This is a genomic window from Micromonospora matsumotoense, assembly GCF_050951065.1.
Taxonomy (GTDB): domain Bacteria; phylum Actinomycetota; class Actinomycetes; order Mycobacteriales; family Micromonosporaceae; genus Micromonospora; species Micromonospora matsumotoensis.
In genome coordinates this window covers 2975811-2993578 of record NZ_CP192025.1, presented here as the reverse complement: position 1 = coordinate 2993578, position 17768 = coordinate 2975811, and the positions used below count along the sequence as shown (strand labels likewise).

20 protein-coding genes are annotated in these 17768 nt (G+C 72.9%); 6 read left to right on the top strand and 14 right to left on the bottom strand.

Features of this window, described 5'->3' with window-relative positions; translation table 11 throughout:
• Genes ACQP1S_RS13230 through ACQP1S_RS13220 form a run of 3 tightly spaced genes read right to left on the bottom strand, consistent with a single transcriptional unit; the run spans nucleotide 1 to nucleotide 3304 of the window.
• Nucleotides 1-924, bottom strand: a complete 924-nt coding sequence (locus ACQP1S_RS13230; RefSeq protein WP_091246972.1) for an ABC transporter permease — start codon at nucleotides 922-924, stop codon at nucleotides 1-3.
• A complete protein-coding gene (locus tag ACQP1S_RS13225) occupies nucleotides 921-1766 on the bottom strand; it encodes an ABC transporter ATP-binding protein (protein WP_432906692.1) in 846 nt (281 codons plus the stop codon). The genes ACQP1S_RS13230 and ACQP1S_RS13225 overlap by 4 nt, the downstream gene beginning before the upstream one ends.
• Nucleotides 1767-1768: 2 nt before the next feature.
• Nucleotides 1769-3304: an ABC transporter substrate-binding protein gene (locus tag ACQP1S_RS13220; protein ID WP_432906690.1), complete on the bottom strand. Its 1536-nt coding sequence runs from the start codon at nucleotides 3302-3304 to the stop codon at nucleotides 1769-1771.
• Between the two features lie 188 nt (nucleotides 3305-3492).
• On the opposite strand from ACQP1S_RS13220, the gene ACQP1S_RS13215 reads away from it, so the two are divergent.
• The 3 genes from ACQP1S_RS13215 to ACQP1S_RS13205 are packed head-to-tail and all read left to right on the top strand — an operon-like array spanning nucleotide 3493 to nucleotide 5557.
• Nucleotides 3493-4230 (top strand): enoyl-CoA hydratase/isomerase family protein, encoded by a 738-nt coding sequence (locus tag ACQP1S_RS13215; RefSeq protein ID WP_432906688.1) that lies wholly within the window; start codon nucleotides 3493-3495, stop codon nucleotides 4228-4230.
• Nucleotides 4227-5045 (top strand): VOC family protein, encoded by an 819-nt coding sequence (locus tag ACQP1S_RS13210; RefSeq protein ID WP_363674517.1) that lies wholly within the window; start codon nucleotides 4227-4229, stop codon nucleotides 5043-5045. Before ACQP1S_RS13215 ends, ACQP1S_RS13210 begins: the two co-directional genes overlap by 4 nt.
• Nucleotides 5042-5557, top strand: coding sequence for a flavin reductase family protein (locus tag ACQP1S_RS13205; protein ID WP_091246984.1), 516 nt, complete (start codon nucleotides 5042-5044; stop codon nucleotides 5555-5557). Before ACQP1S_RS13210 ends, ACQP1S_RS13205 begins: the two co-directional genes overlap by 4 nt.
• 147 nt (nucleotides 5558-5704) lie before the next feature.
• Here the strand turns inward: ACQP1S_RS13205 and ACQP1S_RS13200 are convergent, their stop codons facing one another.
• The 6 genes from ACQP1S_RS13200 to ACQP1S_RS13175 form a co-directional block, all read right to left on the bottom strand.
• On the bottom strand, nucleotides 5705-6193 hold the full coding sequence (locus tag ACQP1S_RS13200; RefSeq protein WP_432906686.1) for a MaoC family dehydratase: 489 nt from the start codon (nucleotides 6191-6193) through the stop codon (nucleotides 5705-5707).
• A 74-nt stretch (nucleotides 6194-6267) separates the two neighbouring features.
• A complete protein-coding gene (locus ACQP1S_RS13195; protein ID WP_432906684.1) occupies nucleotides 6268-7011 on the bottom strand; it encodes an enoyl-CoA hydratase/isomerase family protein in 744 nt (247 codons plus the stop codon).
• 5 nt (nucleotides 7012-7016) lie between these two features.
• A complete protein-coding gene (locus tag ACQP1S_RS13190; RefSeq protein ID WP_432906682.1) occupies nucleotides 7017-7973 on the bottom strand; it encodes a zinc-binding dehydrogenase in 957 nt (318 codons plus the stop codon).
• Nucleotides 7970-8680 (bottom strand): nitroreductase family protein, encoded by a 711-nt coding sequence (locus tag ACQP1S_RS13185; RefSeq protein ID WP_091246993.1) that lies wholly within the window; start codon nucleotides 8678-8680, stop codon nucleotides 7970-7972. Before ACQP1S_RS13185 ends, ACQP1S_RS13190 begins: the two co-directional genes overlap by 4 nt.
• Complete coding sequence (locus tag ACQP1S_RS13180; RefSeq protein ID WP_432906679.1) at nucleotides 8677-9426, bottom strand: nitroreductase family protein; 750 nt, start codon at nucleotides 9424-9426, stop codon at nucleotides 8677-8679. Before ACQP1S_RS13180 ends, ACQP1S_RS13185 begins: the two co-directional genes overlap by 4 nt.
• Nucleotides 9423-10391, bottom strand: a complete 969-nt coding sequence (locus ACQP1S_RS13175) for a nuclear transport factor 2 family protein (RefSeq protein ID WP_432906674.1) — start codon at nucleotides 10389-10391, stop codon at nucleotides 9423-9425. The genes ACQP1S_RS13180 and ACQP1S_RS13175 overlap by 4 nt, the downstream gene beginning before the upstream one ends.
• Nucleotides 10392-10492: 101 nt before the next feature.
• Between ACQP1S_RS13175 and ACQP1S_RS13170 the strand changes: the two genes are divergently transcribed.
• A complete protein-coding gene (locus tag ACQP1S_RS13170) occupies nucleotides 10493-11662 on the top strand; it encodes an acyl-CoA dehydrogenase family protein (protein ID WP_432906672.1) in 1170 nt (389 codons plus the stop codon).
• Between the two features lie 93 nt (nucleotides 11663-11755).
• On the opposite strand, the gene ACQP1S_RS13165 is transcribed toward ACQP1S_RS13170, so the two are convergent.
• The 4 genes from ACQP1S_RS13165 to ACQP1S_RS13150 all read right to left on the bottom strand — a co-directional run bounded on the left by ACQP1S_RS13165 (nucleotide 11756) and on the right by ACQP1S_RS13150 (nucleotide 14847).
• Nucleotides 11756-12391, bottom strand: coding sequence for a TetR/AcrR family transcriptional regulator (locus ACQP1S_RS13165; RefSeq protein ID WP_091247001.1), 636 nt, complete (start codon nucleotides 12389-12391; stop codon nucleotides 11756-11758).
• 183 nt (nucleotides 12392-12574) lie between these two features.
• Complete coding sequence (locus ACQP1S_RS13160) at nucleotides 12575-13486, bottom strand: hypothetical protein (protein ID WP_432906670.1); 912 nt, start codon at nucleotides 13484-13486, stop codon at nucleotides 12575-12577.
• A gap of 108 nt (nucleotides 13487-13594) precedes the next feature.
• Nucleotides 13595-14257 (bottom strand): response regulator, encoded by a 663-nt coding sequence (locus ACQP1S_RS13155; RefSeq protein ID WP_432906668.1) that lies wholly within the window; start codon nucleotides 14255-14257, stop codon nucleotides 13595-13597.
• Nucleotides 14254-14847 carry a sensor histidine kinase gene (locus tag ACQP1S_RS13150; protein WP_432906666.1) on the bottom strand — a complete coding sequence of 198 codons (594 nt, stop codon included), beginning with the start codon at nucleotides 14845-14847 and terminating at the stop codon, nucleotides 14254-14256. Before ACQP1S_RS13150 ends, ACQP1S_RS13155 begins: the two co-directional genes overlap by 4 nt.
• Before the next feature lie 189 nt (nucleotides 14848-15036).
• On the opposite strand from ACQP1S_RS13150, the gene ACQP1S_RS13145 reads away from it, so the two are divergent.
• Nucleotides 15037-16284 (top strand): cellulose binding domain-containing protein, encoded by a 1248-nt coding sequence (locus ACQP1S_RS13145; RefSeq protein ID WP_432906664.1) that lies wholly within the window; start codon nucleotides 15037-15039, stop codon nucleotides 16282-16284.
• Between the two features lie 204 nt (nucleotides 16285-16488).
• Nucleotides 16489-16959 (top strand): hypothetical protein, encoded by a 471-nt coding sequence (locus ACQP1S_RS13140; RefSeq protein WP_432906662.1) that lies wholly within the window; start codon nucleotides 16489-16491, stop codon nucleotides 16957-16959.
• Between the two features lie 27 nt (nucleotides 16960-16986).
• Here the strand turns inward: ACQP1S_RS13140 and ACQP1S_RS13135 are convergent, their stop codons facing one another.
• Nucleotides 16987-17766, bottom strand: a complete 780-nt coding sequence (locus tag ACQP1S_RS13135; protein ID WP_432907990.1) for an IclR family transcriptional regulator — start codon at nucleotides 17764-17766, stop codon at nucleotides 16987-16989.
• Between the last annotated feature and the right edge of the window lie 2 nt (nucleotides 17767-17768).

Sequence of the window (17768 nt, the reverse complement as noted above, 5' to 3'; positions counted from 1 at the left end):
TCACCTCACCCTCGGGTCGACGATCGAGTGCAGGACGTCGACGAGCAGGTTCAGCACGACGAAGACCAGCGCGCCGAACACCACGATCGCCTGCACCAGCGGGAAGTCACGGAACTGGATGGCCTGCAACGCGAGCTGCCCGAGCCCGGGCCAGGAGTAGACGTACTCGACGGCGACCGCGCCGGAGAGCAGGATGCCGGTCTGGAGCACCACGATCGTCAGGATCGGCATCATGGCGTTGGTGAAGGCGTGCCGCCAGATCACCCGGCGGGTGCTGATGCCCCGGGCGCGGGCGGAGTCGATGTACGGCTCGGCCAGCGCGTCGCTCATCGACGCCCGGGTGAGCCGGGCGATGTGCGCCATCGGGTAGACCGACATGGTGAGCGCGGGCAGGATCAGGTGTTTCGGGCTGCCGGACTGTCCGGCGGGCAGCCAGCCGAGCTTGACCGCGAACAGCACCACCAGCATCATGCCGAACCAGAAGACCGGCACCGACTGGCCGAGCAGGGCGAGCGTGGAGGCTCCCCGGTCCCACCAGGTGCCCTCCCGGGTCGCCGCGAGCACCCCGAGCGGGATGCCGACCAGCAGGGCGAGGGCCATGCCGGCACCGACCAGTTGCAGGGTGAACGGCAGCCGGTCGGCGATCATCGAGGTGTTCGACTGGTAGAACTGCAACGACTGGCCGAGGTCGCCGGTGAAGACGCCCTTGAGGTAGTCGAGGTACTGCACGAGGACGGGCAGGTCCAGGCCGAGCTGGTGGCGCAGCGCCTCGCGTTGCTCGGGCGGGGCCAGCGGGCCGAGGATGGTGGCGGTCGGGTCGCCGGAGAGGCGGCCGAGCAGGAACGCCAGGCTGAGCGCGATGAGCAGCGAGGCGAACAGCGACGCGAGCCGGCCGCCGACGCGGCGTACGGTGCTGGCCTTCATCGGCGGGACCTCCAGCGCGCGCCGGGCATCGCGGCGAGCAGTTCGCGGGTGTAGTCGTTCTCGGGGGCGCCGAAGACCCGGTCGCAGGGTCCCGCCTCGACGACCCGGCCCCGGTACATCACGTGCACGACGTCGCAGAGCGAGCGGACCACGGCCAGGTCGTGGCTGATCATCAGCAACGCCGCGCCGGTGGTGGTCCGGATCTGCCGCAGCAGCACCAGCACGTCGGCCTGGACGGAGACGTCGAGGCCGGAGGTCGGCTCGTCGGCGACGATGAGGCGCGGGCGCATGAGCAGCGCGCGGGCGATGCAGACCCGCTGCGCCTGACCCCCGGAGAGCTGGTGGGGATAGCGGTCGAGCAGGTCCGCGGCGAGCCGGACCCGGCCGAGCAGGTCGGCGTCGCCGATCCAGGAGGTCCGCTCGGGTTGCAGGGCGCGGAGTTCCCGCAGCCCGGATCGGACCGACTGGCGGGGGTCGAGCGAGCCGTGCGGGTCCTGGAAGACCACCTGCACCTCGGGGCGCAGCCGCCGCAGCCGGGTGCGGCTGATCGCCGCGAGCGAGTGGCCGAGCAGCCGGACGTCGCCCTGGCCGCGTGGGCCCAGCCCGGTCGCCGCCATCGCGAGCGTGGTCTTGCCGGAGCCGGACTCGCCGACGACGGCGACGCTCTCGCCGGCCGCGATGCGCAGCGACACCTGGTCGACCGCGCGGAAGACCGCGCCGGTGCCACCGTCGCGGTGCTCGACGACGAGGTCGTCGACCTCCAGCACGGGGGTGTCCGACGCCGGGGTGCGGGGGTGCCGGGCGAGGTCGCCCGGCACCCCCGTCTCCACTACCTCGGACATCGTCAGCGGGTCGTCTTCGTGAAGTCCACGGTGTTCAGCGGGCCGAACACCACGCCGGAGACGCCGGGGCCGGTCGCGTAGTTGAACACCTGCCGGTACAGCGGCACGTAGCAGTGCTTCTGGACCACGCCGATCGTGTTGAGCTGCTCGTAGATCGGATTGGCCTGCTGGGCGTCGTTCTGCTCCAGGGCCTGCTGGGCCAGGGTGTCGATCTGCGGGTCGGGGCAGTTGCCGGTGATCGACTTCGTCTTCATGAAGCCGCTGACGAAGTAGTCCGGCACGGCGACGTTCGGCACCCCGGCGAAGATCGAGATGCCGGGCACCTGGCGGCCGATGATCCGCTTGACCAGCGTCCCGTAGTCCAGCGGCACGTAGCTGACCTTGAAGCCGGCCTTCTCCAGGCTGCCACCGACGGCCTGGGAGACCTCTTCGATGTTGGTGTACTGGGCCGCCGGGTAGGTGATCTGCACGGTCGGGTTCGCCCCGCCGACCAACTCCTTGGCCTTGGCGGCGTCGGCGGTCACGCTCTGCGTCGGCTGCTGACCGGGCTTGACGTTGAGCAGGCCGGCGTCGGCCACCGCCTGCCCGTCGAAGATGCCCTTGACGATGGCGTCGCGGTCGATGGCCAGGGCCGCCGCCTCGCGCAGCTTCGGGTCGTTGAACGGCGCCTTCGTGGAGTCGAGGAAGGCGACGATCTTGATGGCCGTCTCGGTGCTCACCACGTTGACGCCGGCGGACTTGGCCGTGCTCGCCTGTGCCGGCGGCAGGTCGAAGGAGACGTCCACGCTCTTGCTCTGGATCAGCGCGAGCCGCTGGGCGGCCTCGTTGGCCCAGGTGAAGGTGATGCCCTCGTTGGTCGCCTTGGTGCCCCAGTAGTCGGGGTTCTTCTTGACCGAGATGTCCCGACCGGCGTTCGCGCCCGACCAGACGTACGGGCCGGTGCCGACCGGTGCGGCGGCGAAGCCTTCCGAGCCCTTTTCCTGGTAGTACTTCGGCGGCACCAGGTAGACGGTGGCGAGCAGGTCGGGGATGTCGTACTGCGGGGTCTTGGTCTTGACCACGACGGTGGTGGCGTCGGGCGCCTCGATGGCGGTGACGTTGCCGAAGTACGACTTGAGCTGCGAGGCCGCGCTGTCCCGGGTGAGGGTGATGGTGTTGGCCACCGCCGCCGCGTCGGCCTTCTCGCCGTTGCTGAAGCTGATGTCGGGACGGACCTTGAACGTCCAGGTCGTCGCGTCGGTGCGGGTCCAGCTGGTGACCAGGCCGGTGTCGGTCGGCGCGAGGTCGTTGCCGGTGTTGATCAGGGGTTCGAGCATCGTCGCCCAGACGATCTGGGCGGAACGCGCGCCGACGATCGGGTCGAGGGTCGCCGGTTGGGCGGCGAGCAGCGCCCGGATCGGGGCGGTGCCGGACGAGCCGGAGTTGTCGGAGTCGGAGCCGCCGCACCCGGTGAGGCCGGCGCTCGCGACGGTCAGCGCGGCGGCCAATGCCAGGAAGCGCCGGGAGCGCAGGGAGCGCAGGGATTTCATGATCATCATGGGTGTCCTTCACTGCGATGGACCCGTCATGTCTCCGCGTGAGGCGGCGGTGACGTTCGCCACAAAGTACCGACCAGCCGGTATCAAGTCAACGGGTCAACCGGGTATCTCGCTCGTGACATTCGCGTGACAAAGCCCCCGCGGCCAGCGCCGTTGTATTCATACCGACTGGTATGTATGATACCGCGGTGACCATCACCCGCACCTCCGGGCACGACGGCCGCCTCGCCCTGGTCCGCTACGACAACGCGGCGCGCGGCAACTGCTTCGACACCGCGACGCTGCACGACCTCGTCGACGCGCTGGAGACCGCCGCCGCCGACGCGCGCTGTGCGCTCATCCGCCTCGAACTGGCCGGAAAACACTTCTGCGCCGGTTGGGACACCTCCTCCTTCGCCGCGCTGGCCGACGCCAGCCGGGAGACGGTCGCCGCCGACCTGCGCGCCAGCGACGAGGCACTACAGCGCATCCGACGGCTGCCGGTACCCGTCGTCGCCGCCGTCCGGGGTCGGATCATCGGGTTCGGCGTCGGCCTGCTCAGCGCCGTACACCTGCCGGTCGCCGCCGCCGGGGCCCGGCTGTCCCTGCCGGAGGCCCGGTACGGCTTCGCGCCGGCCGGCGTCGGGCACACGATCGCCCGGTCGGTGCCCCGGCCGCAGGCCTACCACCTGCTCACCGGCGCGGCGACCGCGACCGCCGACCAACTCCTCGGCTGGGGCCTGGTCGTGCGGGTGGTCGCCGACGACGACCTGGACCGGGCGGTGGACGACCTCGTCGACACCCTGCTGGCCGTGCCGGGTCCCACCCTGCGGGCGGTGGTCGAGGTGATCGAGTCGAGCCTGGCCACCGGCACCGCCGACCAGGCGTACGACATCTCGGCCCGCACGATCGTCGCGGGCCCGGCCACCCAGGGAGCAGCCGGATGAGACCACGATTCCGACCCGGCGAGGCGGTCTGGGTGGAGCTGTGCACCCCCGACCCGGAGCAGGCCGAGGCGTTCTACGGCGCGCTGCTCGGCTGGACCGTCCGCGCCGAACGGCTCGGTGCCACCACCTACCGGATGTGCAGCATCGACGGGCGGGACGTCGCCGGGATCTCCGACGCCACCACCCTGCACGGCGGCCGGCCCCGGGGCTGGCTCACCTACTTCGCCGTCGACGACGTCGCCGCGTCCGCACGGCAGGCGGTGACGCTCGGCGGCGAACTGGTCTCGCCGCCGCGCTACCTGCCGGCGGCCGGCACCGGCGCGGCGGTCATCGACCCCTTCGGCGCCGCCTTCGGCCTCTACCAGGGTGAGTCGCGCCTCGGCGTCCAGGCGGTCAACTCGGCCGGCGCGCTGTGCTGGAACGAGCTGGACACCGGCGAGCCCGCCGAGTCGGTGGCCTACTACCGCGCCCTGTTCGGCTACACCACCCAGCAGCGCGACGACTCACCGACGGCCCGGCCCTACACCCTCCTGACGCTCGGGGACGTCCCGGTCGCCGGCATCCTCGAACTCGACAACGCCTGGCCGAACCTCATCCCGTCGAAGTGGATCACCTACTTCGCCGTCGCCTCCCTGGACGACGCGCTGGCCCGGGTGAGCGCCCTCGGCGGATCGCCGACCGTCGGGCCGGTCGACACCCCGCACGGACGGCTGCACCTGGTGAAGGACCCCGGCGGCCACACCCTGTGTCTCATCCAGCTCGAAGACGGGCTCCGCCCCGACCACGACTCCTGCGACCCGGCGGTGAACCGATGATGGCCGAGCCCCTGTTCGACTCCGCCGAGTTCCGCCAGGTGTGCGGGCACTTCCCCACCGGCGTGACGGCGGTGACCGCGGTGACCGCCGAGGGCACCGTCGCCGCGCTGACCGTGAACTCGTTCACCTCGGTCTCGCTGGAGCCGGCGAAGGTGCTGTTCTGCGTGACCACCTTCTCGTCGAGCTTCCCGGTCCTGATGGGCTCCGACCGGATCGCGATCCACATTCTCAGCCAGGACCAGCAGGACGTGGCCCGACGGTTCGCCACCTCCGGCCTGTCCGGGGCGCAACGGCTCGACGGGGTGTCCTGGGTGCCCGGCCCGGACGGCGTACCGCTGCTGCCCGACACCCCGGCGATCCTCGCCGGCCGGCGCGACGAGGTGATCACCAGCGGCGACCACGTGATCATCCTGCTCGACGTCGACCAGGTGCACCTGAAGCCGACGGACGTGCCGGCGCTGTCGTTCTACCGGGGCCGGTTCGTCGCGCCGTCCCGACCGGCGACCGAGTGAGCGCCGGCCGGCGGCCGCACCGGGTGAGCGTCGGCCGCTGGCCCCACCGGGCGAGCCCCGGACGGCGGCCGCACCGGGTGAGTGTCGGCCGCCGGCCCTGACGAGTGAGCAGCCGGCCGGCGGCCGGGTGGGCGCCGGCCGGCGGCCTCAGGCGTGGTACCGGAACAGGATCTCCGCCACGCAGCAGGGCTGCGACGTCTCGGCGAACTCCACGACGATCGACGCCTTGGCCTGCACCCCGGCGGCCGACCCCTCGCCCGCCGGGGCGATCGGCGTCGCCGAGACCAGCGTCGCGGTGCCCTGGATCTCGACTCCCGGCGGCAGCGGCCGGACGAACCGGACCCGGTCCAGGCCGTAGTTGACCCCCATCGAGAAGGTCCGCACCTCCAGGATGTCGGCGAGCAGCCGGGGCACGAGGGCCAGGGTCAGGAACCCGTGCACGACGGTGCTGCCGAACGGCCCGGACCGGGCCCGCGCGACGTCGACGTGGATCCACTGGTGGTCCCCGGTCACGTCGGCGAACTGGTCGACCTGCTGCTGGGTCACCACCTGCGGCGCGCTGACGCCCAACTCCGCGCCGGCCAGCGCCAGCAGGTCGTCCGGGGTGTCGACGGTGGTTCGTCTCGTGGCGCGCATCCGGGTGCTCCAATTCGGTGGTCGGTACGGGTGTCGGATCTGCTCCGGCGGGCCGGCGCGGTGCACGGAGGGGATCAGTCGGGGGGCTCCCCCGGGGGCGTCGATCCGGTGCGGACGGCCGCCTGGGCGGTGACGTGCGCGGTCAGGGTCGCCCACTCCCGGTCCCAGGCCGCCTCGTCGGGCACCGGGCGGGCGAGGCCCAGCATCCGCCGGACCGCCGTCGCGTCGAGGGCGGCCACCGCGTCGGCCAGCGCGTCGACGTGCCCGACGAGGTGATCGTCGGGCACCGCCGCGCTGACCAGTCCCCGGCGTACGGACTCGTCGGCCGACCAGGTCTCCCCGGTGATCAGCAGGCGGCGGGCGAGCGCCGGGCCGACGGCGAGGGGCAGCAGGACGCTGGACCCCCAACCGGGGACCTGACCGACGGCGAGGTGCCGGTCGCCGAGGCGGGCACTGTCGGCGGCGACGGCGAGGTCACAGGCGAGCAGCAGTTCGAGGCCGCCACCGAAGGCCGCCCCGTTGACCGCGGCGACGGTGGGCACCGGGGCCGCCCGGATGCCGCGTACCAGGCGGCGGCCCCGGTCGAGGTGGGCCAGCAGCGCGGGCAGGTCCCCGAGCAGGCCGGTGGCCTCGGCGAGGTCGGCCCCGGCACAGAAGCTCCGGCCGGTCCCGGTGAGCACGAGCACCCGGACGTCCGGGTCGGCCGCACCGGCCAACCACCGTTCGAGCCCGGCCAGCACCGTGCTGTCGCAGGCGTTGCCGGCCCCGGGACGGTCGATCCGCGCCCAGAGGGCGGCCCCCCGCCGGGTCAGCGCCACGGAGGTCACGTCAGGCTCACGCAGAGCTTGCCGAACCCGGCGCCGGCGAGCATCCGGCCGGCCTGGACGCGGATGTCGGCGAGGTCGACGACGCTGTCGACGGCGGGCCGGACGCGGTGGGTGTCGACGAACCCGACGAGGGCCACGAACTCGTCGAGGGTGCCCATGGTCGCGCCGTGCACGCTGATCTCCCGGGCGAACAGGCGCGGCAGGTCCAGTTCGGCGGTGAAACCGCTCGTGCCGCCGCACACCACGATGGTGCCGCCGGCCCGGGTCGCGCGGGTCGAGTGGGCGAAGGTGGCGGGGCCGACGGTCTCGACGACGATGTCGGCGAGTTCCGGCGTCCGCGCGCCGCTGTCCAGGGCGACGGCCGCGCCGAGGGCCAGCGCCCGTTCCCGTTTGGCCGGGGACCGGGAGGTGACCATGACGGTGGCGCCGGCGGCCACGGCGAGGCTGATCGCGGCGGTGGCGACCCCACCGCCCGCGCCCTGCACCAGCACCACCTGCCCGGGAGCGACCGCCGCCCTGGTGAACAACATCCGGTACGCGGTGAGCCAGGCCGTCGGGAGGCTGGCCGCCTCGGCCCAGCTCAGCCTGGCCGGTTTGGGGACGAGATGCGCCGCCGGCACGACGATCCGCTCGGCGAGGACCCCGTAACCGACGTCGGGGAGCAGGGTGGCGTGCGGGACGGTCCGGCCGTTCGGCGCGGTGGGCAGCACGGGGTAGACGATCACGTCGCGGCCCCCGGCGACCCCGGCCGCGTCGCTGCCGATGACCCGGGGCCCGTCGTGCGGTGCGGTGCCGACACCGCGCAACGTCCACAGGTCGTGCATGTTGAGCGCGCCGGCCCGGACGTCGACGTCCACCCAGCCCGGGGGTGCCGCCGGGGCGTCGAGGTCGCCGACGCGCAGCGCGCCGACCGGGTCGTCGGCGCAGGGTGTCAGGACGTGGGCGGCTCTCATCGCGTCGCCGATCCGGCCCGCTCGGTGGGTCCGTTCCAGCTCGCCACGTCGGCGAGGTCGGCCCGGGCGGCGGGGCGGAAGTCGAGCCCCCGGGTGTAGGCGACCGGGACGAGGGTGACGGGTCGCCAGTCGTCGGGCAGGCCGAGCACCTCGCGTACCCGGGTGGCCCGGTGCGCCATGGCGGTGGCCAGCACCGAGCCGAGGCCCCGGGAGCGCAGCGCGAGCTGGAACGACCAGGCGAACGGGAAGATCGACCCGTAGTAGCCGGACGCGGTGCCGCCCACCGGGCGCTGCGGGATCGGCTTGGTGCTGCACAGCACGACGAGGACGGGCACCTGCGCCAGGTGGTCGACGAGGTGCTTGACGGCGGTGAGGACCCGGTGCTGTCGTGCCTGGGCCTGCGGGTCGGCGCGGACGCCCGGCGACAACCGGGCGGTGGTCGCCGCCTCGCCGTCGGCCAGGGGCTGCGCGACGGTGGCGTCCCAGATCTCGGTGTACAGCTCGGACAGTTGCCGTTTGAGCGTCGGGTCGTCGACCGCGACGATCCGCCAGTCCTCCAGGTTGGAGCCCATCGGCGCCTGCTGCGCGAGGCGCAGGCACTCCTCGATGACGGCCCGGCCGACGGGCCGGTCGAGGTCCATCCGGCGGCGCACCGCCCGGGTGGTGGTCAGCACCTCGTCGATGTCGGTGATCACCTTGCTGCTCATCCGTGGTCCTCTCCGGTGAGGCGGTCGACGGGCTTGTCCCGGTAGGGCAACGGCGTCCCCCACCGGTCGAGATAGCTGACGGCGTCGACGGGCCGCCGGGCCGCGACCTTGAAGTCGGTGCCGACGGTGTACGCGACCGGCAGCATGGTGATCTGCACCGCGTCGTCGGGGATGCCGAGCAGCGCGGCGACGGACGCCGCGTGGTGCAGGTGCAGGGTGGTGATCACCGTGCCGAGCCCCCGGGCCCGCAGTGCCAGGTTGAACTGCCAGATCGCCGGATAGAGCGAGCCGTAGAGGGCGGAGTTGGTGCCGGGGCCACCGGTGGCCGGGTCGGGCCGGGTCGCGCAGGGGATGACGAGGTACGGGGCCCGGCCGATGTTCCGCGCGAGGTGTTCGGCGCCGGCGAGGATGCGTGCGGTCCGGGCACTGACCGTGCCGTCGGCGTCGACACCGCCGAGGCGGCCCCGGACGAGATCGCTGTCCGCGCCCGCCGCGCTGTGCAGCGGCTGGTGCACGTACTCCTGGTAGGCGGCGTGGTAGAGCGTCGCCAGTTCGGCCTTGAGGGTCGGGTCGCCGACGACGAGCCAGCGCCAGTCCTCGGCGCCGCCGCCGGTGGGAGCCTGCACCGCGAGTTGCAGACACTCGCCGATCAGGCCGATCGGCACCGGGCGGTCGTAGTCGAGGCGCAGCCGGACCGACCGGGTGGTGGTCAGCACGTGGTTGAGGTCGGTGAACGGCAACGTCATCGGCCGACCTCCGCGTCGTGGCCCATCAGGTCGGCGACGTGCAGGGTGTCGCAGTACTCGCGGACATCGGCGATGCCCCCGGGCCGGACGTCGACGACCCAGAGATAGCGGTTCTGGTAGCGGGAGCCGTCCCCGAGGGTGGCCTCGCCCCGGGCCTCGACGGCGACCAGGGTGTCGTCGACGATCCACCGCTCGGCGGTCACCTCGACGGCGGCCGACCGGTACGCCCCACCGGCCAGCCGCGCCCGCATCGCGGCGAGTTTGCCGGTCATCGCGACCCGGCCGTGCAACGGGCCGGCGTCGAGGTCGCCCCACCGGTGCTGCCGGCCGAGGTCACGGCGGCGGCCGGAGTCGGTCCACCAGGTGGCGTCGGCGGTGAACAGCGCGCCGAACGCGTCGAGGTCGCCCCGGGCCAGCGCCGGCCACGGGGCCAGCGCCGTCGCCAACACCGCGGGCGCGTCGGCGGGGTCGGGCGCGCGGCGGGCCGGACGGTCGTCGAGGCTGCTGCGGGGGACGGCCGCCCCGCCGCCCACGACGTGCTGCGCGTGGCTGGTGTCGAGGTACTCCCGGACCGCCACGACGGCTCCGGCCGGGTTCACGTCGAAGACGAAGCCGTAGCGGTTGGCGTACTCCAGGCCACTGGCGTGCACGCCGTACCCCTCGACCTCGATGACGCAGGTGTCGTCCCCGGCGACGATCCGGCGTGGGATCTGCCGGCAGCCGGTCGGGAACGCGTGCGGGCCGAGGGAGCGCATCAGTGCGAGCTTGTCGTCCATCCGCATGACGCCGTGCAACGGGAAGCGCCCGCTGCCGTGCGGTGCGAGGACCGGGTCGCCGCCGCGTCGGTCCGGGCCGGTGTCCACCCACCAGGTCGCGTCCCCGGCGCACAGCCGGCCCAGGTCCCCCAGGCTGCCTCGGTCGAGCGCGGAGATGAAGTCCATGCCTGCCCGGACCGCGCGGGTCATCCGGCCTCCTACATTCCGACTGGTGGGTATCTAACACCTCCGGGCCGGACAACTCAAGGGATGCTGTTCATACCGACCGGATGGTATTATCCCCGGCAGGCATGTCGACGAGGGGGTTTGCGGTGTTCGAGGCGTACCAGGTGCCCGAGGAGCACGCGGCGGTCCGGGAGGCCGTGCGGGCGCTGTGCGACGCCAAGGTCGCGCCGCACGCCGCCATCGCCGACGAGACCGGCGAGTTCCCCCAGACGTCGTACGACGCGTTGCGGGCCGCCGACTTCCACGCCCCGCACATCCCCGTCGAGTACGGCGGTGCGGGGGCGGACGCCCTGGCCACCGCGATCGTGATCGAGGAGGTGGCCCGCGCCTGCGCGTCGTCGTCGCTGATCCCGGCGGTGAACAAGCTCGGCACGATGCCGCTGATCCTGGCCGGCTCCGAGGAGTTGAAGCAGCGTTACCTGACCCGGGTCGCCGCGGGTGAGGGGATGTTCTCGTACTGCCTGTCGGAGCCGGAGGCGGGTAGTGACGCGGCGTCGATGAGCACCCGGGCGGTGCGTGACGGTGATCACTGGGTGCTCAACGGGGTGAAGCGGTGGATCACGAACGCGGGGGTGTCGGAGTTCTACACGGTGTTCGCGGTGACCGACCCATCCGCCCGGTCGCGGGGGATCTCGGCGTTCGTGGTGGAGAAGTCCGATCCGGGGGTCAGCTTCGGCGCGCCGGAGAAGAAACTGGGCATCAAGGGTTCCCCGACGCGGGAGGTCTATCTCGACAACGTGCGGATCCCGGCCGACCGGATGATCGGCGCGGAGGGCACCGGTTTCGGCACCGCGATGCGGACCCTGGACCACACCCGGGTCACCATCGCCGCGCAGGCCGTCGGGATCGCCCAGGGGGCCCTGGACTACGCCAAGGGGTACGTGCGGGAACGCAAACAGTTCGGCAAGGCGGTCGCCGAGTTCCAGGGTGTGCAGTTCATGCTCGCCGACATGGGCATGAAACTGGAAGCCGCCCGGCAGTTGACGTATGCGGCGGCCGGGAAGTCGGAGCGGGGTGACGCGGACCTGACGTACTTCGGGGCGGCGGCGAAGTGCTTCGCCTCCGATGCGGCGATGGAGATCACCACCGACGCGGTGCAGTTGCTCGGCGGGTACGGCTACACCCGCGACTACCCGGTCGAGCGGATGATGCGCGACGCCAAGATCACCCAGATCTACGAAGGCACCAACCAGGTCCAACGCATCGTCATGGCCCGCCAGTTGCTCGCCGAGTGACGATCCGTCCGCCTGACGGCGGCGTTGCGGGGCCGACGGGCCGTCCGGGCCACGGCACCGACCGCCCGCCGGATCAGCCACCGGGCCGGGCGGTCAGGCGGACAGACCCTCCAGCACCATCGCGCTGAACTGGCGGGCCACCTCGTCGACGCTGAGCGGACCACCCACGTTGAGCCACTGGTAGGCCCAGGCGCACATGCCGACCAGCCCGAAGGTGGCGATGCGCGGGTCGACGTCCGGGCGGAACACCCCCCGGGTGACACCGTCGGCGATCATCCCGGCGAAGGCCGCCTCCACCAGGCCACGCTTGCGGGTCACCTCGGCGAACAGGTCACCGGTGAGGTAGCGCCGCTCCTGATAGAAGATCGTCACGTGGGCCCGGTACTCGGCCACACTGGTGAGGCTGAACCGGATCAGCTCCCGCACCCGCACGGCCGGGTCGTCGCTGTCGGCCTCGATCTTCTGGAGCGCGGCGAGCTGCGCCTCCAGGTACTCCTCCTGGATGTGCCGCAGCAGGTCGTCCTTGCTGGCGAAGTGGTGGTAGAAGGCACCCTTGGTGAGCTGCGCCTGATCGGCGATCTCCTGCACCGAGGTACGGTCGAAGCCACGCTGCTCGATCAGCCCCAGCGCACTCGTGATCAACGAGTTGCGGGTGTTCTCCGGGTCGTACCCGTCCGGCCAACGTTGCCGGCGTCGGGTCGACTCCGGCCGAGACGTCGCACGCGCCATTGGTGGCCTCCTGTCCCCTGTACAGCCACATAATGCTACCGTCCGGTCGGAAGGAACCGAAGAGAGCCACCCCGGTCAATCCGCCCGAGAAGTTTCGCGCACAATCCACCCGCCGGGAAGACCCCCGGAGCCGCCAGTGGTCTTCGGGCCGCCCGGGAAGGACCGGTGGTACGGGCCGCGGACTCAGCGCCCGGTGTTGTTGCCCGGCCGACCGCGACCGGCCCCCGCAGCCCGGTGACCGACGCGCGGCGCGCGTACCACCGGGGAGGCTCCCGTGCCGGAGCGGAACTCCCGGGCGGCACCGGCCACCATCTCGTCGGGGTCGTCGACGAGCACCTGCCGCAGGTGCGACGGGACGACCTCCGAGGTGGCCACCGCCATCCGCACCTGCACCGACCGGTCGTCGACCAGAAGGCGCAGATCCGCCTCGTCCAGCGCGACGGCGAGCACCAGCGCGGCGCGGACGTCCGGCACCGGGTCCTGGGCGAGCGCGTTGCGGTGGGCGGCGGTGGTACGCGGATTGCGGGCCAGCCCCTTGCGCACCCGTGCCGTCCGGTCGGCCAGCAGCGCGGTGATCACCTCGGGGTCGTGGGTGTGGATGGCGAGTCGTTCCCGCACCTCGGGTGAGACGTCGGCGACCAGCCGGGCGGCCAACTCGGGCTCCAGGTCCCGCGACTCGGCGAGCAGACCACGAAGCTCCTTGTCCGCGGTCTGCGCCATCACCCGACGTACCGATTCGTCGCAGGCCGGATTGCCGGCGACCGCCCAGCGGACCCACCGGTCGGCGTCCTTGACCAGGCGCAGCAGGTTGGCGATCGAGGTCGAGGGGTTCCTCGCCACCGCTTCCCGCACCTCACGGTCATGGTCGCGGGTCAGCGGACGCAGCGCCTGGGCGGGCGCGTCGGCCCGGGTGGCGACCGCCCGGCGGACCACCGGCGACGGGTCGGCAGCCAGGTCGATCAGGGTCAGGTGGGCCGTGCCGGGGTCCTGCGCGAGGGCGAGCCGGGCCTCGACCCCACCGTCCGTCGCATCCTGCGCCGCGGCACCCGACCCACTGTGACGGTCGGTCCCGCCGACGTCCTGCTGCTTGCCCATGGGCGTCATCATGTCACGGGCCGCAGGAGACGCCGCGAGGCCGACCGGCGCCCCGACCCGCCGCCCAACCGGTCCCGCCCGCACGGCACACCCGGGTCGCCGTGGCGCTCATCCTCCGCCGGGGGCGACCAGGCCGGACTCGTAGGCGAGGATCACCAGTTGGGCGCGGTCGCGGGCGTGGAGCTTGGTCATCGCCCGGTTGATGTGGGTCTTGGCGGTCAACGGGCTGATCACCAACCGGTCGGCGATCTCCGCGGTGGACAGGCCCCGCGCGACCAGGGCGACGGTCTCGCGCTCCCGACCGGTCAGCCCGGCCGGCCCGGGGCCGAGGTCGACCCGGGGGGGTGCGGAGACGTACCGGTCGATGAGTCTGCGGGTGATCGACGGCGCGAGCAGGGCGTCACCGCGCGCGGCGACCCGGACGGCGTGCAGCAGGTCCTCCGGCACGATGTCCTTGACCAGGAACCCGGCCGCACCGGCGCGCAACGCGTCGAAGACGTACTCATCCAGGCCGTAGTTGGTCAGGATGACGACGCGCACCCCGGTCAGGGCCGGGTCCGCGGCGATGCGCCGGGTCGCCTCGATGCCGTCCATCACCGGCATCTGGATGTCGAGCAGCGCGATGTCCGGCCGGTGCCGCCGGGCGAGCGTCAGCGCCGCCACGCCGTCGGCCGCCTCCCCCACCACCTCGATGTCGTCCTCCATGTCGAGCAACGCGCGGAAGCCACTGCGCAGGAGCGGCTGGTCGTCGACCAGCAGCACCCGGATCACGGGGTGCCACCCGTGGGGAGTTCGGCATGCACGGTGAAGCCGCCGTCGCCGCGCGGTCCGACACGCAGCCGACCACCGAGCGCGGCCACCCGCTCGCGCATGCCGAGCAGTCCGACGCCGGGCGTCGGCACGCCGGTCGGGAGGGCGCCGCCGTCGTCGTCGACCTGGACGGCGAGCGCGTCCGGGCGGTAGTCGATCCGGACCGACGCCGTCGTGGCGGTGGCGTGCCGGGTGACGTTGGTGAGCGACTCCTGGACGATCCGGTAGGCCGTACGACCGACCGCCGCCGGCACGTCGCGCCGGTGGCCCCCGATGGTCAGCGTCGTGTCCAGCCCGGCCGCCCGGGCCCGGCGCACCAGCTCCGGGACGTGGTCGAGACCGCGCGGCACGCGCTCACCGTCGTCCCGCAGCACCTCCAGGGTCGCCCGCAGCTCCCGGGTCGCCTCCCGACCGGCCGTCCGGATCGCCAGCAGCGCCTCCGGCACCTCCTCACCGCGCTTGCGGGCCAGGTGCACGGCCACCTCGGCCTGCACCGGAACCGACCGGCGGCACCCCCGGACGTCGCACCCCGCCCGCCAGGCGGGCAACACATTGACACCTTTCGTTGCCCCGGTGATAGTGACCACATACCGCGACCGCCTGTGGGACTGCGGCCGGACGGTCGACGCGTCCACGTCGGCCCGCCCCGTCACCGGTGCTGACCACCCTGGTCGGGCCCGGCGGAACACAGCGCCGCCGCCACCGCAGGGGTGCCATCGCCGACATCCGCTGGAGGGCGCATGCCAAGGAGATCGAAGCTCTACGCCGGCCTGACGGCCGCCCTCGTGCCGGCGGCCGCCATGCTGCTGGCGCTCGGGGCGACGCCGGCCGACGCCGCAGTCGGCGGTTCGGGGCCCTATCCCGCCGACTACGAGACCTCGACCAGCCTGCCCCACCACACCATCTTCCGACCCCAGACGCTCCCGACCGAGCGCCTGCCCATCTTCGTGTGGGGCAACGGCGGCTGCTCGGCCAACGGCCTGTCCCAGGGCAACTTCCTGCGCGAGATCGCCTCCCACGGCTTCCTGGCCATCGCCAACGGAGGGCCGAACGCCTCCGGCTCGACCAACTCGCAGATGCTCACCCAGTCCATCGACTGGGCCGTCGCGGAGAACTCCCGCCAGGGCAGCAAGTACTACCACCGGATCGACACCGGCAAGGTCGCCGTCGCGGGCTTCTCCTGCGGCGGCCTGGAGGCGTACGCCGTCTCCAACGACCCGCGCGTCACCACCACCGGCATCTTCAGCAGCGGCCTGCTCAACGACGCCGACGACTACCAGCTCCGGCGGCTCACCAAGCCGATCGCCTACTTCGTCGGCGGGCCCAGCGACATCGCCTACCCGAACGCGATCGACGACTGGGGCAAGTTGCCGGCCGGGTTGCCCGCCTTCATGGGCAACCTGAACGTCGGGCACGGCGGCACCTACGACCAGCCCAACGGTGGCGAGTTCGGCCGGGTCGCGGTGCTCTATCTCAAGTGGCGGCTCAAGGGTGACACCACCGCCGGCAGCAACTTCGTCGGCGCCAACTGCGGGCTGTGCCGCAGCCAGTGGACCGTCCAGCAGAAGAACCTGACGCTCGACGGCCCGTCGCCGACCACCCCGCCGCCGACCACGCCGCCACCCACCACCCCGCCGCCCACGACTCCCCCGCCGACCACGCCGCCGCCGACCACCCCACCGCCCGGCGGGGACACCGGCTGCACCGCCGGCTACGCCGTGCAGGACCAGTGGAACGGCGGATTCGTCGCCAACGTCAGCGTCACCGCCGGGACCAGCGCGCTCACCGGTTGGCGGGTCACCCTCACCCTGCCGGGCGGCACGTCGGTCAGCTCGGTGTGGAACGGCGTAGCCAGCGGGACGAGCGGCACCATCACCGTCACCAACCAGAGCTACAACGGCCGACTGGGCGCGGGGCAGAGCACCAGCTTCGGGTTCCAGGGCACCGGAAGCGGCACCGGTGCCACCGTCACCTGCACCGCAAGCTGACCAACCACCCGCGCCGCCGGTGAGCAGGCCGTGCGGTGGGCAGGTGCCCGGCACCAGCCCACCGCACGGCACGGCACGGCACCGCACGGCACGGCACCGCACGGCACCGCACGACACGACACCGCACGACACGGCACCGCACCGCACCGCACCGCACCGCACGACAGGGTGCCGCGACGTCACACGGTGTTCTAGGGTGCCGGCATGACGAGCGCACCCCGGGAGGCGGAGGCGCACACCGGGCCGGTCGGCGCGCTGCTCTGCCGGCTGCTGTTCCTGGCCATCTGTCTGCCCGGCCCGGTCCTGCTCGCCGCCGACGTGGCGGGGGACCTGGCGGTGTCGCCCGGGCAGCGCTGGGGCCTCATCGCGGGCGGGGTGTTCACCACGATCGTCGGGGTCGGGTTCGGCGTCTTCGGGTGGCGGGTGGTCGACCGGTCCCGCCGCGATGCCCGCCAGCTCGACGCCGCCGGGGTCGCCGCGACAGCAGAGGTCCGCACCGTGACCCCCCACCTGGGCGGCGAGGACCCGGGGCTCCTGCTCCACCTGCGGATCAGCGGGCCCGGGTTCGCCGCCTTCGAGGCGGACGTGGTCCGGCCCGCCGACCCGTCGCTCGTGCCCGGCAGGCTGCTGGCCGTCGTCGTGGACCCGGCGGATCGCCTCTACCGGGTCCGGTGACGACGGGCCCGACACGACGGAGCCGGCTCAGGCCGCGCCGCGCAGGTCCTCCTCGATCCGCTGGGCGGTGGCCAGCAGCGGCGGCAGCAACTCCCGCCGGATCAGCTCGAAGGACCCCCGGCTGGCGTGGGCGGACAGGTTCACCGCCGCGACCACCGCGCCCTGCGCGCCGTGGATCGGCGCGGCCAGCGACCGCAGCCCCTCCTCCAGCTCCTGGTCCACGATCGCGTACCCCTGGGCGGTGATCTTCGTCAGGATCGTCCGCAGCTTCGCCGGGTCGGTGACGGTACGCCGGGTCAGCGGCCGCAGCTGCGCGGTGGCGAGGTAGTCGTCCAGCCGGTCCGCCGGTTGCGCCGCGAGCAGCACCCGACCCATGGACGTGGCGTACGCGGGGAACCGGGTGCCGACGCTGATCCCCACTGTCATGATCCGTTTGGTGGGCACCCGGGCGACGTAGACCACCTCGTCGCCGTCGAGCACCGACACCGAGCAGGACTCGTGCACCTGCGCGACCAGCGCCTCCATGTGCCGCTGCGCGATCTCCGGCAGGCCCAGGCCCGACAGGTAGGCGTAGCCGAGGGCGAGGATCCGTGCCCGCAGCGAGAAGAGCCGACCGTCGCTGTGCACGTACCCCAGCTCGACCAGGGTGAGCAGGAACCGGCGGGCCGCGGCCCGGGTCAGCCCGGTGCGGCGGGCCACCTCGCTGAGGGTGAGCTGTGGATGCTCGGCGTCGAACGCCCGGATCACCGCGAGGCCGCGTTCCAGCGACTGCACGAACTCCGGCGACCGCGCCGCCTCCTCGCCCACCC

What these genes read in the sequence shown, in the direction of transcription:
- ACQP1S_RS13205 (WP_091246984.1), top strand. Translation starts at nt 5,042, where the DNA reads ATGATGGCCGAGCCCCTGTTCGACTCCGCCGAGTTCCGCCAGGTGTGC.
- ACQP1S_RS13145 (WP_432906664.1), top strand. Translation starts at nt 15,037, where the DNA reads ATGCCAAGGAGATCGAAGCTCTACGCCGGCCTGACGGCCGCCCTCGTG.
- ACQP1S_RS13180 (WP_432906679.1), bottom strand. Translation starts at nt 9,426, where the DNA reads ATGACGTTGCCGTTCACCGACCTCAACCACGTGCTGACCACCACCCGG.
- ACQP1S_RS13220 (WP_432906690.1), bottom strand. Translation starts at nt 3,304, where the DNA reads ATGATGATCATGAAATCCCTGCGCTCCCTGCGCTCCCGGCGCTTCCTG.
- ACQP1S_RS13190 (WP_432906682.1), bottom strand. Translation starts at nt 7,973, where the DNA reads ATGAGAGCCGCCCACGTCCTGACACCCTGCGCCGACGACCCGGTCGGC.
- ACQP1S_RS13175 (WP_432906674.1), bottom strand. Translation starts at nt 10,391, where the DNA reads ATGACCCGCGCGGTCCGGGCAGGCATGGACTTCATCTCCGCGCTCGAC.
- ACQP1S_RS13160 (WP_432906670.1), bottom strand. Translation starts at nt 13,486, where the DNA reads ATGGGCAAGCAGCAGGACGTCGGCGGGACCGACCGTCACAGTGGGTCG.
- ACQP1S_RS13170 (WP_432906672.1), top strand. Translation starts at nt 10,493, where the DNA reads ATGTCGACGAGGGGGTTTGCGGTGTTCGAGGCGTACCAGGTGCCCGAG.
- ACQP1S_RS13210 (WP_363674517.1), top strand. Translation starts at nt 4,227, where the DNA reads ATGAGACCACGATTCCGACCCGGCGAGGCGGTCTGGGTGGAGCTGTGC.
- ACQP1S_RS13165 (WP_091247001.1), bottom strand. Translation starts at nt 12,391, where the DNA reads ATGGCGCGTGCGACGTCTCGGCCGGAGTCGACCCGACGCCGGCAACGT.
- ACQP1S_RS13185 (WP_091246993.1), bottom strand. Translation starts at nt 8,680, where the DNA reads ATGAGCAGCAAGGTGATCACCGACATCGACGAGGTGCTGACCACCACC.
- ACQP1S_RS13225 (WP_432906692.1), bottom strand. Translation starts at nt 1,766, where the DNA reads ATGTCCGAGGTAGTGGAGACGGGGGTGCCGGGCGACCTCGCCCGGCAC.
- ACQP1S_RS13200 (WP_432906686.1), bottom strand. Translation starts at nt 6,193, where the DNA reads ATGCGCGCCACGAGACGAACCACCGTCGACACCCCGGACGACCTGCTG.
- ACQP1S_RS13140 (WP_432906662.1), top strand. Translation starts at nt 16,489, where the DNA reads ATGACGAGCGCACCCCGGGAGGCGGAGGCGCACACCGGGCCGGTCGGC.
- ACQP1S_RS13230 (WP_091246972.1), bottom strand. Translation starts at nt 924, where the DNA reads ATGAAGGCCAGCACCGTACGCCGCGTCGGCGGCCGGCTCGCGTCGCTG.